This window comes from Sporolactobacillus sp. BBK16-2 (assembly GCF_059878335.1).
This window is the reverse complement of record NZ_CM187611.1, coordinates 2,496,421-2,513,553: the sequence shown is the minus strand read 5'-3', so window position 1 is coordinate 2,513,553 and position 17,133 is coordinate 2,496,421. Positions and strand designations below refer to the sequence as shown.

12 protein-coding genes and 1 riboswitch are annotated in these 17,133 nt (G+C 42.7%); of the genes, 8 read left to right on the top strand and 4 right to left on the bottom strand.

Annotated features, from left to right (window positions below):
• The first annotated feature begins 30 nt into the window (after window positions 1-30).
• Window positions 31-675, top strand: a complete 645-nt coding sequence (locus tag AC6F33_RS12485; protein WP_480948488.1) for a class I SAM-dependent methyltransferase — start codon at window positions 31-33, stop codon at window positions 673-675.
• Between the two features lie 110 nt (window positions 676-785).
• Here the strand turns inward: AC6F33_RS12485 and metE are convergent, their stop codons facing one another.
• Window positions 786-3,092, bottom strand: coding sequence for a 5-methyltetrahydropteroyltriglutamate--homocysteine S-methyltransferase (metE, locus tag AC6F33_RS12480; protein WP_255745984.1), 2,307 nt, complete (start codon window positions 3,090-3,092; stop codon window positions 786-788).
• A 95-nt stretch (window positions 3,093-3,187) separates the two neighbouring features.
• Window positions 3,188-3,300, bottom strand: a riboswitch (SAM riboswitch).
• A 220-nt stretch (window positions 3,301-3,520) separates the two neighbouring features.
• Here metE and AC6F33_RS12475 point away from each other — a divergent pair.
• From AC6F33_RS12475 to AC6F33_RS12445, 7 genes are all read left to right on the top strand, one after another.
• Window positions 3,521-5,377, top strand: coding sequence for a putative bifunctional diguanylate cyclase/phosphodiesterase (locus AC6F33_RS12475; protein ID WP_500777179.1), 1,857 nt, complete (start codon window positions 3,521-3,523; stop codon window positions 5,375-5,377).
• 152 nt (window positions 5,378-5,529) lie between these two features.
• Window positions 5,530-6,816: a protoglobin domain-containing protein gene (locus AC6F33_RS12470; protein ID WP_480948485.1), complete on the top strand. Its 1,287-nt coding sequence runs from the start codon at window positions 5,530-5,532 to the stop codon at window positions 6,814-6,816.
• Window positions 6,817-7,070: 254 nt separating this feature from the next.
• On the top strand, window positions 7,071-8,036 hold the full coding sequence (locus tag AC6F33_RS12465; RefSeq protein ID WP_255745980.1) for an AAA family ATPase: 966 nt from the start codon (window positions 7,071-7,073) through the stop codon (window positions 8,034-8,036).
• 23 nt (window positions 8,037-8,059) lie between these two features.
• Window positions 8,060-9,190 carry a DUF58 domain-containing protein gene (locus AC6F33_RS12460; RefSeq protein WP_255745978.1) on the top strand — a complete coding sequence of 377 codons (1,131 nt, stop codon included), beginning with the start codon at window positions 8,060-8,062 and terminating at the stop codon, window positions 9,188-9,190.
• A 5-nt stretch (window positions 9,191-9,195) separates the two neighbouring features.
• Window positions 9,196-11,502: a transglutaminase TgpA family protein gene (locus tag AC6F33_RS12455; protein WP_255745977.1), complete on the top strand. Its 2,307-nt coding sequence runs from the start codon at window positions 9,196-9,198 to the stop codon at window positions 11,500-11,502.
• Window positions 11,503-11,671: 169 nt separating this feature from the next.
• Complete coding sequence (locus AC6F33_RS12450) at window positions 11,672-13,090, top strand: SpoVR family protein (RefSeq protein WP_255745976.1); 1,419 nt, start codon at window positions 11,672-11,674, stop codon at window positions 13,088-13,090.
• A gap of 151 nt (window positions 13,091-13,241) precedes the next feature.
• A complete protein-coding gene (locus AC6F33_RS12445; RefSeq protein ID WP_255745974.1) occupies window positions 13,242-13,469 on the top strand; it encodes a hypothetical protein in 228 nt (75 codons plus the stop codon).
• Between the two features lie 87 nt (window positions 13,470-13,556).
• On the opposite strand, the gene AC6F33_RS12440 is transcribed toward AC6F33_RS12445, so the two are convergent.
• The 3 genes from AC6F33_RS12440 to murQ form a co-directional block, all read right to left on the bottom strand.
• Complete coding sequence (locus tag AC6F33_RS12440) at window positions 13,557-14,621, bottom strand: DUF871 domain-containing protein (protein ID WP_255745972.1); 1,065 nt, start codon at window positions 14,619-14,621, stop codon at window positions 13,557-13,559.
• A 166-nt stretch (window positions 14,622-14,787) separates the two neighbouring features.
• A complete protein-coding gene (locus AC6F33_RS12435) occupies window positions 14,788-16,167 on the bottom strand; it encodes a PTS transporter subunit EIIC (RefSeq protein ID WP_255745970.1) in 1,380 nt (459 codons plus the stop codon).
• Window positions 16,168-16,172: 5 nt separating this feature from the next.
• Window positions 16,173-17,066 carry an N-acetylmuramic acid 6-phosphate etherase gene (murQ, locus tag AC6F33_RS12430; protein WP_255745968.1) on the bottom strand — a complete coding sequence of 298 codons (894 nt, stop codon included), beginning with the start codon at window positions 17,064-17,066 and terminating at the stop codon, window positions 16,173-16,175.
• Between the last annotated feature and the right edge of the window lie 67 nt (window positions 17,067-17,133).

Sequence of the window (17,133 nt, the reverse complement as noted above, 5' to 3'; positions counted from 1 at the left end):
CTTTTAAATTATAGAAAAAGGAGGAAGAGCATGCTAAATCAAGAAGACTATTGGAACAGTATTGCAGACGAAAAACAATTTACGACTCCATTTCAAATTGATCTTTTTTCTAAATATGTAGATAAAGGCGCGAAGATACTTGACTATGGTTGTGGTTACGGTAGAACTTTGCTTGAGTTAAAGGAGCATCAGTTCACTCATTTATTTGGTGTTGATTTCTCGGAAGCAATGGTTAAACGTGCCCAATCAAATGGCAGCAATGATTTAAACGTCGCTTTAATTACAAGCGGTCAATTACCTTTCGAAGATCATACCTTTGATGCTGTGCTATTATTTGCTGTTCTTACTTGTGTTTATAAAAGTCAAGAACAGGATGCCATTCTAGATGAGATAAAGAGGGTTCTAAAGCCCAACGGTATCATTTATATTAATGACTTCCTATTAAATAATGATGAACGAAATTTATGCCGCTATAAGAACTATGAGAATAAATATCAAACCTATGGAGTGTTTGAACTCTCAGATGGTGCAGTCTTGAGACATCATAGTGATGAGCGTGTGAAAGAATGGAGCGATTCTTTTGAACGTCTGGAGTACGAGAAGGTCGTCTATACAACAATGAATGGACATCGTTCAAATGGATTGGTTTATATTGGAGAATTGGTGAATGACTGAACGATCAAACCTGTGTATGTCACGATTAATTTTTAGCAAGTAAAAAAAGAGGCCCCCTCTAAAGTCATTTTTCGACTTTGAGGTGAGCCTCTTTGATTATTTATAGCTTTTTATTTTCCTACTGTATTGCTGAGTTCTTTGCGAACCTCGTTGGCTGCTTCCACCATGTTCTTAAGCGCGGGGATCGTTTCTTCGGGACGGCGTGTTTTGAGGCCGCAGTCCGGGTTGATCCAGACGATTTTAGGATCAAGCACCTTAAGCGCGCGTTCTGCGTAGGACTTCATTTCTTCTACGCTAGGGATACGTGGGCTGTGAATGTCATAGACGCCTAGACCGATGCCTTTTTTGTATTCGAAATCTTCAAAGGCAGAAATGATTTCACCATGGCTGCGTGCTGCCTCAATTGAAATCACATCGGTATCCAGCGCGTCGATGGTGTCGATGATTTCATCAAATTCCGAGTAGCACATATGCGTATGAATTTGTGTGTCATTATTAACAAATGATGTTGCCAGCCGGAATGAATAGACGGCATCATGCAGATAGCCTGGTTTCTTATCTTCCTTAAGCGGAAGACCTTCTCGAAGTGCTGGTTCGTCAACTTGAATCATGCGGATATCCGCTTCTTCAAGTGCGTGCACTTCTTTCTTTAAAGCGAGCGCGATTTGGTTGAAAACAGCTCCTTGACTGATGTCGTCGCGGACGAACGACCAGTTGTAGATCGTGACCGGTCCGGTAAGCATACCTTTTACCGGCTTATTTGTCAGTGACTGAGCATAGGCGCTTTCCTTCACCGTCATTGGATCTTGCCATGATACATCTCCGAAGATCAGCGGTGGTTTAACACAACGTGAGCCATAGGACTGAACCCATCCGAAACGCGTAAAGGCAAATCCGTTCAGCTTTTCTCCGAAGTACTCAACCATGTCGTTTCGTTCGAATTCACCATGGACGAGGACATCAATTCCGAGATCTTCCTGAATTTCGATCCATTTCGCCGTTTCATCTTTAATAAATTGCTCATAGCGTTCTTCGGACCATTCGCCGCGTCTCCAATTACGTCGGGCCTGACGAACTTCTTTCGTCTGAGGGAAGCTCCCGATTGTTGTCGTCGGCAGTGGTGGCAGATTGAAGGCATCGGCTTGCACTTGCTGACGAAGTTTATAAGAGCCGGGGCGTGACGGCAGTTCCTCGTCTAATTGATCAATTTCTTTTTGAACTTCTTTATTGTTGCGGTGTTCGGATTGCTGTAGTGTCTGCAGATCTGCACTGTTTTTCTGAAGGGCACCATAGATGGCGGCTTCGCTTTCATTAAGCCCTTTCGTAAGGTAAACGACCTCGGTCAACTTTTCATCGGCGAAGGAAAGACCGTTCAGAAGCACAGGATCAAGATTGGTTTCATTTGAGATCGTGACCGGTACATGGAGCAGGCTTGATGACGGTGTGACCCACAGATTCTCGTGATACTTAACTGATGAGAGCAGTGTCTGCAGTTCAGTAAGTGTCGCCTTTAAATCTGTCTTCCAAATATTTCGACCGTCTACAACGCCTGCAGCCAGTACCTTGCCTTCAGGGAATCCATAGGCTTTGATCGATGCCAAATTTTCTTCTTTGCCGTAAACAAAATCAAGACCGATACCGTCAACGGGCAATTGAACGACAGCTTCGTAATCATCAATCGCCTCAAAGTAGGTTTGCAGAAGAAGCTTCAGTTCAGGCACACCATTTTTAATAAAATGGTAGGCTTTCGCGAACGCAGCAAGATCTTCTTTGCTCTGTTCCTTGACAAGAATAGGTTCATCGATCTGCACCCATTCAGCCCCGGCTTCTTTCAGTTCTTGAAACACCTGTACGTACAATGGAAGCAGTGCGTCAAGCAGTGTATTAAAATGATCTGGATCATAACCCTTTGACAGCTTTAACAGCGTCACCGGTCCGACAATAACGGGCTTGGCGACGATACCGAGCTCATTCTTTGCTTCATTAAACAAATTAAGAAGGCGGTTTTCCGTCAGATAAGGTTTGGTTTCATTGCTGATTTCCGGAACAATGTAGTGATAATTTGTATTAAACCATTTGGTCATTTCCGATGCTTCTGAATTTTTGTTTCCACGAGCAATTGAGAAGTATGTTTCAAGCGATAGTTCTTTTTCATTTGATTTAAAGCGGTCGGGAATTAAACCGAAAAGAACAGCCGTATCAAGGACATGATCATAAAGGCTGAAATCTCCAACGGGAATCAGATCAACTCCAATGTCTTTTTGTTTTTTCAAATAGCTTAAGCGCAGTGTTTTAACCGTATCTAGAAACGTTTCTTTCGAAATTTTACCGGCCCAAAATTGCTCAAGTGCCTTTTTCCATTCTCTTTTTTCGCCGATTCTCGGGTATCCGAGATTCGCACTTAATACTTTACCCATGTCTTCATCCTCCTGTAATCTGCATAACAAATTTTTCGAGGGGGAAAAACAAAAGGCCTCTCTATTTTAGAGAGGCCTGAATTATCATCCGCACCCTCTTATCTTCCAAGATTCTAAAATACCAATCTTGCTGGAATTAGCACCTTTTCATAAAATGAAAGGTTGCCGGGCTTCACAGGGCCAGTCCCTCCGCCGCTCTTAATAAGAGTTTAATTAAGTTAATTTGAATACTAACATGGAATTTGGGATTCGTCAATGCTTTACTTCGACAACGCAAGTGGATTGAATCATTTATAAATAGTTTAAAAACAGCAAGATCTGCACGCAAAACATATTCACATTTTCACTTCATGTGACGATAAAGAAAGTGAGTATGTCTCTCAAACATGAACGAACAGCAGCGAAGACACAATGAGGGTGGATACGAAATGAGTGAGCAATTTAATCGAGACAGATGGCTGAAGGAAGTGGAGAAGCAGATCACTGATCAATCGATCACAGATCATTCTGTTCTAAAACGGATTCGACTGGCACAAATTCATAAACTGGATCTGCAACTGTTGAAATGGATGCGTCCATATCTTATGAATTATTACGTTAACATTGTCAATCAAATGAGCCAACATGTACTCGATTTATATAAAATAAAGAGCACGGTTCCGTCTCAAAAGACAAAAGAATACTTGAAAAATATGTATGCAGAACAAACTCGGCTTCTTTTCAACGGGTCTCTTGATCGGAGCGTTTTAGTACATTGCGAGCAAAATGCAGTTTTTTTTCTTGACCATGAGCTAAGCATTGCAAATCAAATTGCTCTTTTTAGTTTGTACCGTCGAGCGCTTATTGAAGCGGTCGAACATGAGGTCAATCATCCTGAACAAGCTTTATTTCTATCCGAATCTTTAGATAAATTTCTAAGTCTAGAGCAGCAATTGATTCTGGAACGTTATCAGCAGCTGAAGCATGAACGTGAACTTGAAAAAGAAGAGGTTATTCGCTTCAGAGCCTATCATGATGCACTGACCGGGCTTCCCAATAATTTGGTTGCTGAAGAATCGGTTGTCGATTTGGTCAAAGGATATAAAAATAGCAATCGGTCGTTCTCATTACTGAAAATAAATGTCGACCGATTAAAAATAATTAATGAAATTTTCGGTCGACAGATAGGAAATGAACTGTTGATCGCTTTATCCGGGAGAATGAAGGGAGCTCTTAAAGACTTCAATGCAGAATTGTATCGGATCAGCAGTGATGAATTCATGATTATCTGCAGAGACTGCTTGAATAAGCGCGGCTTGACACATCTCATCGAAACATTATTGCGGACAACCGAACAGCCCTACCATATCGACGGAAAAGAGATCTATGCAACATTCAGTATCGGCATCTCACAATTTCCGTATGATGGACGTTCGAGCATTCAAATATTGGCGAGTGCGGAAGCAGCACTAAGAGAGGCAAAGAAAAGCAGCAGAGAAAGTTTTTTCTTTTATAATAATGAACTTCACCAGAAGCTGCTTATGAAGCTGAATACGGAAAATGAATTGCAATCCGCATTATATAATCATCAATTTGTGTTATATTACCAACCTCAGGTTGACGCATGTACCGGCGCACTGATTGGTGTAGAGGCTTTGGTTCGGTGGGAACATCCGGAACGCGGCATCGTTCCCCCAAGCGCTTTTATTTCGGTTGCTGAAGAAACAGGAATAATTCGTGACATTGGCTGGTGGGTGCTTGACGAGGCCTGCCGGCAAATGAAGAAGTGGCAGGATCGCGGTACTCCCAAAGTACCCATTTCTGTGAATCTCTCGTTTAATCAATTTCATGATGATTCGTTAGTCAAACGGGTATGCTTCGCGTTAGAAGCAAGCGGTCTTCAACCTGAATATCTTGAGCTGGAGATTACTGAATCAACGATGGCAGAGGATTTGGAACGATCCATCAGGCTATTAAAAGAAATTCGGGCACTGGGAGTAGGCGTCAGTCTTGACGACTTCGGTACTGGATACAGTTCGCTCAGCTATTTGAAGAGCCTGCCGATCAATCAGTTAAAGATTGATCGTTCTTTTGTGATGGATATTGCACAAAGTAATCAAGATCAAGCGATTGTAACCGCAATTGTTTCGATGGCTGAACATCTATGGATCGATGTTATTGTTGAGGGAATTGAGACTAAGGAGCAATTGCGTGCAATTGAATCGTGCCGATGTCGCGCAATTCAAGGCTACTATTACAGCCGTCCGCTCGATGAAAATGATTTTTCAAATAAATATTTGGCATGAAATGATTGACTAAAATGTGAACTTGCCCTTTTTAGAAGACAGAGTTGGTAAACTAGTTAAAGGGTTATTTCAATTAAAAGAGTTACTTAAAATGATTGAGATCGGTTTTTTTTCGTCGTGATTGAATCACGAGGGGGATTGGAGGGGCATGAATGCCTTTGTTAAAAAGAAGCGAGAATAAAGGGTCGTGGCTAAAGAAGGCGGAATCGGAAGATGTCCTCATCGACATCTCGGATGCGCATGTGGCTGAGAAGCTTGAGATGCTGGATATTAAAGAATATGACCTTCAAATTATGAAAATGATGAGGCCTTTTGTAGAAGAAGAAATTGATCGAATGGCCTATGAATTTTACTCCAGCTTTACCAAAATTGAGTCATTGAGGAAGATCATTGAAAAATATAGCACTGTAGAGAAACTGAGCAAAACACTTGCGACGCACGTCATGGAACTTTTTTCAGGTGTCATAGATGAAGCATTTCTTGATCGCAGGTATCGTGTCGGCATCATGCATTATCGCATTGGGTTGACCCCTCCCTATTACATGGGAACCTTTCAAAATCTGCTCTCGAATCTGATTACCATTGTCTTGACTCATGTCCCAGAGACAAAAGAAGCGGATCGTGTAATTCGTTCCATTAATAAAATGATCAGCTTTGAACAGCAAATTGTTCTCGAAGCCTACGATGAGGAATATGAAAAGACATTGAAGCGGGAATATGAAACCGGGCGTGAAGATCTGCGCACTGCGATCCTGCAGGTCAGCAACCAGCTGACTCATTTGTCTGAACAAAGTGATCAGTTGGTCCATCATTTGCTCGAACAGTTTGAAGTTGTCCGTGAGAACTCTAAAAAGCGGAATCAGATGTCCCAAGACGCAAAGAAGCATGCTTCTGAGGGACAGAATCAGTTAGAGCAACTTTTTGTTGAAGTGATGGCTGCGAGCAGCTCCGTTCAGGAAATGGGGAAAATGGTCGGTGAGCTGGAAAACTCGTCAAAGCAAATTGGTCAGGTAACCTTATTGGTTAAGGACATTTCCGAACAGACCCATATTTTGGCGATTAATTCAGCAATTGAAGCGGCACGGGCAGGTGAATACGGCAAAGGGTTCACTGTGGTTGCCCAGGAAATTCAAAAATTGGCGGAGGAAACGAATCACGCGATGGTTCAAATTTCCGAGTTAATTAAGAAATCAACGACGGTAACCGGTCAAGTTGTTGTTTCTCTCGATAAAACGACATCGATTATTAAAAAAAGCATGGAAGAATCCATGCATACTGGGGAGAAATTTGAATTTGTTATTGAATCTGCAGATCAAAACAATTCACTATCCGGAGTTACGGACAACAGCATTGACGAGCTTGCGTTAATTACAGAACAATTAAGTACAGGTGTGGAGACCTTGAGTGCTTCTGCCGAACAATTAAAAAGCCAGTTGTAACTCATAAAAATACAAGTTGATATCATAAAAGACTCAGAACAGACGAAACCTATCGTGTGTTCTTTTTTTCTAGGCTTTATTGGATTATTTATGAAAAACATAAGCTCTTTACGACTTAACTTTGGGGAAAGGTTTGCCTTGAAAATATAAGATTTAGGCCATTGTAATGCTGATTTTTGGAATTCGAAAATTATTTTCTGTACAATAGAATTAATGATTGAACAAATCGGAAAACTGTGGAATCGAGGTAACTTATGAATTCGAATAGTGAAGCACATCAAATGATTTCAGAACTCATTGACCATGTGGAAACAGTTGTTGTCGGAAAAAGAAAAATTGTAAAGTTGATGACGATTGCACTCGTTGCCGGTGGTCATGTATTAATTGAGGATATACCCGGGGTTGGAAAAACCGTGTTGGTTCGTGCCATTGCGAAATCAATCGGAGCAGATTTTAAACGAATTCAGTTCACACCGGATTTGCTGCCGTCGGATATCACTGGTTTATCTATTTACAATCAAAAAGAGGCACGGTTTGAATTTCGTCCGGGACCATTAATGGGTAACATCATTCTAGCTGATGAAATTAACCGCACATCGCCTAAGACCCAATCGGCATTGCTCGAAGGTATGGCAGAGAGACGTGTTACCGTTGATGGGATCACAAGGCAGCTCCCCAAACTCTTTTTTGTCATGGCAACACAAAATCCGATTGAATATGAAGGAACGTATGCATTACCGGAGGCTCAGCTGGATCGCTTCTTATTAAAATTATCCATTGGCTATCCTTCTCGAAGGGACGAGCTCTCGCTGTTGAATCGGACGCCCGATCAAAACCCGGTTAACAGTTTAACCCCAATTCTGACTGTGGACGAAGTTCTTCAACTGCGTCACCGTGCCGCTTCCGTCTATGTTTCCGAGGATATGAAAAATTACTTAATGGACATTGTTCAGACGACTCGCGAACACTCAATGATCGCACTCGGTGTGAGCCCTCGGGGAACCATCGGCTTGCTTCGGGCAGTTCAGGCCTGTGCATTTATTGAACAGCGTGATTATGCGATTCCTGACGATGTCAAGACAGTGGCACCTTATGTTCTCGCTCATCGCATCATTCTTAATCAAGAAGCTGTTTATGAAAATACGGATGCATTTTCAGTGATTCAAGAGATTGTCCGCAAAACGAAGGTTCCGGTGGATATAAAGGAATTCGTTAAATGATTGGTCTTTGGTTGAACAAAAGAATGTTGCGATCAATTTTGTCTGTAGCCGTTGGATCAATTATCGCTGTTTTCCTATTCCTGTTTGCATTCACACAGGGAGGGTTCCTTAGCTGGTTTCTTTTCTACACATATGTTCCCCTTGTCCTTTATCACTATTTGCTTTTCTTGTACCCATTTCAGTCAATTAAGACCGAACGCATAATTAACGACCAGCGCTTATTTGCTGGAGATACACTCTATTTGACTGTTCGTTTGAAAAGACGCTGGGCTGTTCCTTTTTTTCTCATGACTATTTACGAACGCTCGGATCAAACGTCCTCAATTATTTCAACGAATAAGGCAGAATTACTTACTTGGTTCACACGAGAGAAGAGCTTTCCACTTGCGGCAGAGCATATGCAGAGAGGAACGTATCATTTAAATACAATCATCTTGGAGCTTGGAGATCCTTTTGGATTATTCAGACGTACGGTTCTGCTTAAGAAGGCAACGGTCGTCTATGTCTACCCAAGGGTGCGGCAGCTTTCAATGGCGGAATTAGAAATGCCGCGACAAGGTGGATATGCCTCATCTCAAGAGACGGACTCGGCAAACTTTTCAGGCGTTCGTGCTTACCGGCCTAATGATCGTCCTTCTTGGCTGGACTGGAAGTCGGCGGCCAGAACCAATGCCCTTGTCACTAAACAGTTTGAACCCGAGCACGAACGAAAAGCTTCTGTTGTTTTGGTTTCGCAAAGGCAAGAGGATGATGAACGCTTTGAAACAGCAATTTCTTATACTGCATCTCTTGTTAAATCATTGCTTGGGCATGGATTTACCGTCCGGCTCACGTATCGTGCAGGAGAAGTGCCATTAGTCCTTCAAAGTAACACATCGCAGAGTTTGAATGCTGCCTATGCGGCTTTAGCAAAGCTTACCAAGGATCAGGCGCTGGAAATTGAAGATGTGCGTATGTCTGGAAAGAGACGTTATTTAGGCTATGCTGTCACTACCGATGCACGGCTTGCTGAAGCGATCGGTACCTTTGCGTCAAGCAACAAACAACAGCAAGTCATGTACTACATTTCTGATAAAACTGACGAAAGTGGCCTGAACCGTTTTAAATCCTCTTGGTTTAGGTTCAGAATCATTGAGGTAAATGAAGGCAGGTGAATACTTTGAGTGAGCGACTATTTATAAAATTGACAAATGCAATCATTTACGCGTTTGCTGGTTTTCTCTTGTGGCTGTGTGCGAAACCGCTCATCGAACTGACCATCCTGAATTCAAGAGCACTGCTCATTCTTTTTATCGCAGTGATGGTGCTGATGTTTTATCTGAAGCTTCCGGGATGGCTTTGCGCGTCGGTATGCGGGCTGATGATTCTGCATGCCGTGCACTTTTATTTCTTTCCTAATGATCCATTGCTGAGTTTCGATTGGCTTATTCAGCTTAGTACTGATATAGGGGCGAATATAGGGCATCTCTGGCAAGGTGAGATGGGGCAGTTGACGGATTTATTTAGTGCCTTTATGTTCTATATTCTTTTCGGCATGATAACCTTTGCTGTCAGGCATTGGCTGCGAAGAGGCAAGCTTGTTTTTTTTGTAATCCTTGCGATTATAAGCAGTGTGCTCATCGACACATTGACGTTTTATAATGGCAATAAGTCAATTGTAGCAATCCTTGCGACTGCACTTTCTATGCTCAGTATTTACAGATGGCAGCTTTTCTCATTAAATCATTTCGGAGAAAAAAAGCTGAAGAATACTTTGCCTTGGTTTGCTATATCGGGTGTTGCTATTGCTGTTCTGTTAATTGCGGGTTTACTTATTCCAAAGCCAAACAGCCAATGGACTGCTCCATCAAGCTATTTGAGCGGATTGGGATTTACGTTTTTTCAAAACGGCTCTTTTTTTTCGGGAAATCAACGAATCGGTTATGATGAAGATGACACAAGTCTCGGCGGATCCATTAGTATGGATCAAACCCCTCTGTTTACAGCGGCGGTGAGCGGAAATCCGGGCTATTGGCGAGTAGCGCACAAGGATCATTACACCGGCCGCGGCTGGAGTGACAGCGATCACTTTTATTTACCGGCATCTGATCGGACTGCATTTTCTACGATGCTGTCCTTGTATGGAACGCAAACGAAAACAAATAATCAGACGGCAGTTCTTCACTTTGAAAATTCGAGTCCGGCAATCTTGCCCTATACCGGTGAACCACAGTGGGTTGAAGTGCCCGGACAACGTCTGAAAGTCGAACAGCTGACCGGTCAGCTGCAGACTATCGATGAAAAAAAGGCGACTTCAGAAATCTTGGATTATGCAGAACCTGTTTATCAAACGGACGTTCTGAGGAGGACGACTACCGAACGTGATCCTGAGGTGATCCGGGATCGCTATCTTCAAGTACCACAGGATTTGCCGGTTCGCGTGCGCGAACTTGGACAACGTTTGACAGCGGGGAAAAGCAATCGGTACGATCAGGTGAAAGCGGTCGTTAATTATTTAAGGTCGTCACGATTCAGATATTCGACGGACAATATTCCTCGACCATCTCGTAATCAGGATTATGTTGACCAGTTTCTTTTCGAATCGAAGGTAGGATACTGCGATAATTTTTCAACGGCGATGGTTGTCCTGCTTCGATCGGCAGGAATTCCTGCCCGTTGGGTAAAAGGGTTTACTTCGGGCGATTATCAGCAACAGCTTCAAGAAAAAGTCAACGGCAAAACGGTCAATTTGACCCAATATCAAATTACCAACGCAGATGCACATTCGTGGGGAGAGGTTTATTTTCCAGGGAGTGGCTGGGTGACATTTGAGCCTACACCTTCATTCAATGATCCGAGTCAATTTGCCGCCAATTCGTCAAACAGCGGATCATCGCAATCAAATGCTGATCAGTCATCCGGAGAGTCGGAAACAACTGAAGATCAGCAAGATGCTTCATCACAGCAAGACGAACAAACAAATCAGCAGACAAAGAATAAGACGGATCAGCAAGCAGAGAATGCTCAGACGAAAAGTCATTCTGCGAAGAAAACATCCGGTCTCATGATTCACTGGCAGTACGTTGGCTGGATGACAATGATTGTCCTGCTTATCGGTGCCATTGCTGCCTGGTTGACACGAAAAAAGTGGCTTCGTGCCATTTATATAAGGAAAGTTCAAAAGAATCCGCTCAGCAGTACCCAGGATTTCCAGAAAATGTACCGGATGCTGCTCCTATTACTCCAGTTTGATGGGATGAAACGTTCAGAATCTGAAACTTTGCGTGAATATGCAGAACGTGTGGGAACGAATGCCGGAGCAGAACTGTTGCGGCTCACGGAGCGTTATGAACAAATCATTTATTCGAACGATCACCAATTAACATCGAATGATTCAGAACACATTCGCTCACTTTTAAATCGCTGGCTTCTCAGTCAATCAAAGAGAAAACATGCAACTTCAGTAGTCAAACGCAAAAAGGGATAAGTCAACCGGCTTATTCTTTTTTTACGTCACGCTTTTTCTGTATCATTCATTCGGTGATGCTTTTCTAGGCATTTGCCGGGTATAATCCGGCAGGCTAGGTTCATATGATGAAGAATAAAGTCATTGCGCCTAGCTAGCGGTTATGGCACAGAAAGGATGCTGCGATCCGATGAAAAAAGATGATCATAAAGAGCTTGAGCGATCGATTGATGAGATTACGGAGATTGCAGAAGGATTCGGACTTGACTTTTATCCAATGCGGTATGAAATTTGCCCCGCGGAAATTATTTATACATTTGGTGCCTATGGCATGCCGACTCGATTTTCTCACTGGAGTTTCGGTAAACAGTTTTACAAAATGAAGCTGCAATATGACTTGGGATTGAGCAAGATCTATGAATTAGTCATCAATTCCGATCCATGCTACGCTTTCCTGCTCAATACCAACAGCCTGGTTCAAAACAAAATGATTGTTGCCCATGTGCTGGCACATTGTGATTTCTTTAAAAATAATGTCCGATTCATCAACACGAGACGCGATATGGTTGAAAGTATGAGTGCAACTGCGGAACGAATTCATAACTATGAAGAGCAATACGGAAGCAAGAACGTAGAGAAATTTATTGATGCAGTACTGGCAATTCAGGAGCATGTGGACCCGCGTATTATACGTAAAGGCGACTGGCTGGACAGCAAACCGGGTAAGCCTGTGAAGAAGAGGAAAAAACCATTGTCACAGTATCAGGATCTGCTCAATTTGGATGACACGGATAATCGTGTTGAAGAAGAAACGGAAGACACCAAATTTCCAAATCGTCCGGAAAAGGATCTGTTGTTTTTTATTGAAGAATACAGCAAGGTGCTGGAGGACTGGCAGCGGGACATTTTGACGATGCTTCGAGAAGAGATGCTGTATTTCTGGCCACAGCTGGAGACAAAAATCATGAACGAAGGCTGGGCCTCCTATTGGCACGCGCGTATCATGCGAGAACTTGATCTGACATCCGACGAGGCCGTCGAGTTTGCCAAGTTGAACGCGCAGGTCGTTCAGCCTTCACAGCAAAGTCTGAATCCTTATTATCTCGGATTGAAAATTTTTGAGGATATTGAAGAACGTTATAATCATCCGAATGAAGAGATGGCTTCATTCGGCGTGCAGGAAGGCTCCGGTCGGGAGAAAATTTTTGAAGTAAGGGAACTTGAATCTGACCAGTCATTCATCCGAAATTATTTAACTAAAGGGCTCGTACAACGAGAAGACTTGTTTTTATTTGAGAAGAAAGGCGACAAATACGCCATAACAGACAAGGATTGGAAAAATGTTCGTGATCAGCTTGTATCCATGCGTATTAACGGCGGATTTCCTTATATCGTTGTTGAGAACGGCGATTACAGGAACAACGGTGAATTACTTCTAAAACATCGCTATGAGGGAACGGAGCTCGATGTTCGAGATCTTGAAGGCGTTCTCAAGTATCTTGTGCAGCTGTGGGGGCGTACCGTTCATCTGGAAACCTATATTGAAGATCATCCCGTCCTGTTCAGCTTTGAAAATGGTGAAATGAGACGAAAAAGATTAGATTCTTAAATACAATTTGATTGCACAGTTAAAAACAGTTTCCCCATAAAGAGGAAACTGTTTTTTGATGACTCAATCTTTATTACCGCTTAAAACCCTCTTCACATTTCTCTCCTAAACTTGATTATAGGAAGCCAATCATGCTAAGGAGCTGAGCGAATTGAGTTTCGTCCGAAAACACAGCATTAGATTAGTCAGTCTTCTTTTTATTGTATCCATGCTTTATATCCCAATGATGATCCATCCTCCGGTAACACCTCAAATAACGAAGAATGAAAAGCCATTGATTGCTAGTGAAAAACTGGATCAGGACTCAGACTTCAATGACAGCAACGTAATCATTCAAAGCGAACGAAAAAACTTTGTCTATGCTCCGATTATTAAATAGATGCAGAGAATATAAGCGTACAAAATGATTTATTGTCTTAATCTGCTTGTTAAATAATTTGATAGGAGTCTCTATCGAGACATCGATCTATGCAAGCCATTCAATTTGGAATTTTGCACCTCCACGGATAAATGGAAGCACTGGCAGGTCCTCGTCAATGATCTTGCCAACGACATTTACTTTTGGATCCGCAGGGAGGTCGCGTCTTGTGATCTGAATCTCGCCTTGATATCTTCCGTAAAGCTTGTTATCGATCGTAATCGAACCGAGGGCTCTTGGCGTGAAATGATGATTTGGAAGAACAGGTGTCTCTACAAGGTGCAATGTTCTGGATTCCTGCGATCGAATACAGTCTCGTGCTTCATCAGGACGGTTGGATTGAGGTGCAGCAATAGCCCGAAGTAAAGGAAGATCGTCCACTTGACGACGGGCATGCAACAGAAAAATACCGTTCTTCCATGCTGCGATTTGCTTAAGGCTGCAATTGCTCATGTCAGGATCACCAAGAATAAGATCATCCACTGATTCGTGATCTAAATCTAATAGAGAAGCAAATGGAGTCAGTGTACGATGATCTTCAAGTGTCGGCAATCCTTGATAAATCGGACCGCGTTTTTCTTTATCACCGGGGAAAAAAGCGGCAATAGACAGCCCGGCACTCCGCAGCACATGATTACATTCTCGAAAAGCACGACGCGAAAGTCCCGTCTCCGGACGCGGGTAAAAATTATGACAAGCTGTTACTTGTTCCACATTCATACCTTTATCTTTCATGGTTTGCAGCATGGAAGAAGTTAGGGTACTTGCATTCAATACGATTGGAATTTGCTTGGACAGTTGAGCGGTCGTTTGTTCACTAAATCCGTCATCTAAACGAAGCGCGCTTATGCCCAGTTCTTTTAATCGATAAACTTCATGGAGACTCAGCTGAAGAACGTTTAAAGAATCTGCGGCGACGTCAATCGTTAAATTCATCTTCAATTTTTTTGCGAGCGCACCTAGTTTATAGAGTCTCTCCCGATATACGTTCGCGTTTTCTTCGGGTATGTGCAGTGATGAAAAGATCATTTCAAAGCCATACGTGTTGTACCGTGTGATTTTTTCTTCCTGCTCTTTAATTGACTTGCTTAAATAAACGGAAAAACCGAGCATTCTGTTCACTTCCCATCGTTGATTTAATTAGAGAAATTGTTGTTCAGTCATTGTGCTAACTTATCTGTTAAGATGATAATTTGCCCGATCCTTCAATTATAATCTAAATAAAAAATGAAGCGTGCAGGTTAGCCGCTCCATTTCTCATATTATTGTACCGTTGGAATTATTTAATGTTTTCCGCCATTTTTTCGTTGTATCCGAACAAGTAGGTGAAGATAAAACCTGCGGCATAAGCAATCACAAGGCCGATAAAATAGTAAACGTATTTATTTTGAGCAATCAGTGGAATGAGTGACAGCCCTGATACACCGATGCCGACTGCTCCTGTATGCATGACTGCCTGGAATGCTCCGCCAAATGCAGCACCGATACATGCTGTTACAAACGGACGGCCAAGAGGCAACGTGACCCCGTATAAGAGTGGTTCGCCGATTCCCAGAAATCCAACTGGTAAACCGCCTTTGATGTTGTTGCGAAGCTTTTGATTTTTCGTTTTCACATAAATGGCAATCGCTGCACCAACCTGACCAGCTCCGGCCATTGCAAGCACTGGAAGAAGGCTAGTATATCCAAACTGGTGAATCAAATCGAGATGGATTGGTGTCAGCCCTTGGTGCAGTCCAACCATAACGAGAGGCAGGAAGAAACCGGCGAGAACGGCACCTGCAACAACACCGCCAACATTCAGTATTGCCTGAATACCATTTGTAATGCCGTCTGTAAAGACTCCGAATAATGGCTGAATGGCGTATAGAGAAAGAAGTCCGACAACAAGCAATGAAATCAAAGGAGTAATAATGATATCAACACTGTTTGGCACACCTTTACGTACCTGCTTTTCAACTACAGTGATTAGCCATGCAGCAAAGATGACTCCGAATAATCCTCCGCGCCCAGGTGTCAGTGCTTCTCCATAAATAGTAATGTTCGCGAGTGCAGGATTGAAGAGAATCATGCCCATTATTGCACCGAGTACAGGTGTTCCGTTAAATTCTTTTGCAGTATTCCAGCCAACGAGAATGGCGAGAAAGGTAAAGAGGCTGCTTCCTATTAAAACAAGAATAGACAACAATGTTGATTTAGGGTCAGCCCCTGCATTAATTGCAAAGTTTGCAATTCCATTAATTAATCCGGAAGCAACGAGTCCGGGAATGAGCGGAATAAAAATATTGCCGATCTTTCTTAGTAATTGCTTAATTGGTGTCTTTTTAGTTTTGCTTTTAATCTTTTGCTTATTAATTGCAGCCTGCTCTTCAAGTGTAAGATCATCTGGATTCTTTTCTTCGCCGATAGCAAGTCCTGTCAATGCACTGAGTTCATCCGCTACTTTGTTAACCGTTCCCGGTCCGACAACGATTTGCAACGTATCATCATCAACGACACCCATGACACCATTAATTTTTTTTAACTCTGCTAAGTCCGCATTGTCTTTCTTGTTTATTGAGAGGCGTAAACGTGTTTGGCAAAACATGATTTTCTGAAGATTATCTTTTCCTCCAATGTTTTCCAAAATAGAAGTGGCCATCTGCTGTTCCTTTTTCATACCGTTCATTCCTCCTTCAAAGTTGTGCGAACAAATCCCTTTGCACGATTCAGTCGATCTATGGCTTCATCATATGAACACTGAAGTAAAGTCATGACGATCGCTGTTTTAACATTGTGCTTTGCTTTTTCAAATTGTTTTTCAGCTGTTTCAAGATCAGCACCTGTTGCTTCCATGATGATCCGTTTGGCACGTGCAATCAGCTTTTGATTCGATGGTTGGACATCCACCATTAAATTCCCATACACTTTCCCGATCCGGACCATAGAAGCTGTCGAAATCATATTGAGGACCAGTTTCTGTGCAGTTCCCGCTTTCAGACGGGTTGATCCGGTCAGAACCTCTGGCCCGGTTGCAATTTCAATAGCAATATCGGCGTAACGACTGATTGCCGCGTTTGTATTGCATGAGAGACTAACCGTTTTCGCCCCTTTGCTTCGTGCATACTTAAGTCCTCCGATTACATAAGGGGTCCTTCCACTCGCTGCAATACCGATGATCGTGTCCGCCGGTCCAACCGATTGATTCTTAAGATCTTCACCTCCAAGTTGTTCACTATCTTCCGCACCCTCAACAGCTCTTGTCAGTGCTCTTTCTCCCCCGGCAATGAGGCCTTTCACCATGCTTGGGGAGACACTGAATGTTGGCAGGCATTCCGAAGCATCGAGGACTCCCAGTCTTCCGCTGGTTCCTGCACCCATGTAAATTAACCGCCCTCCAGACTCAAAAGAAGCAACGACAAGACCAACGGCTTCTTCAATCGGCGTCAGTGCATTCTTTATCGCGAGAGGAACTGTTTGATCTTCATGATTCATTAACGCTAAGAGTTCATGAAGTGACATGGTATCCAGGTTCATCGTGTTCTGATTGCGGCGTTCAGTCGTGAGTTTTTCAGTCACTGTATACACACCTTTTCTGTTCTCTTTATTATGTTTATTAATAATATTCTATTAAATTGAAACAAAA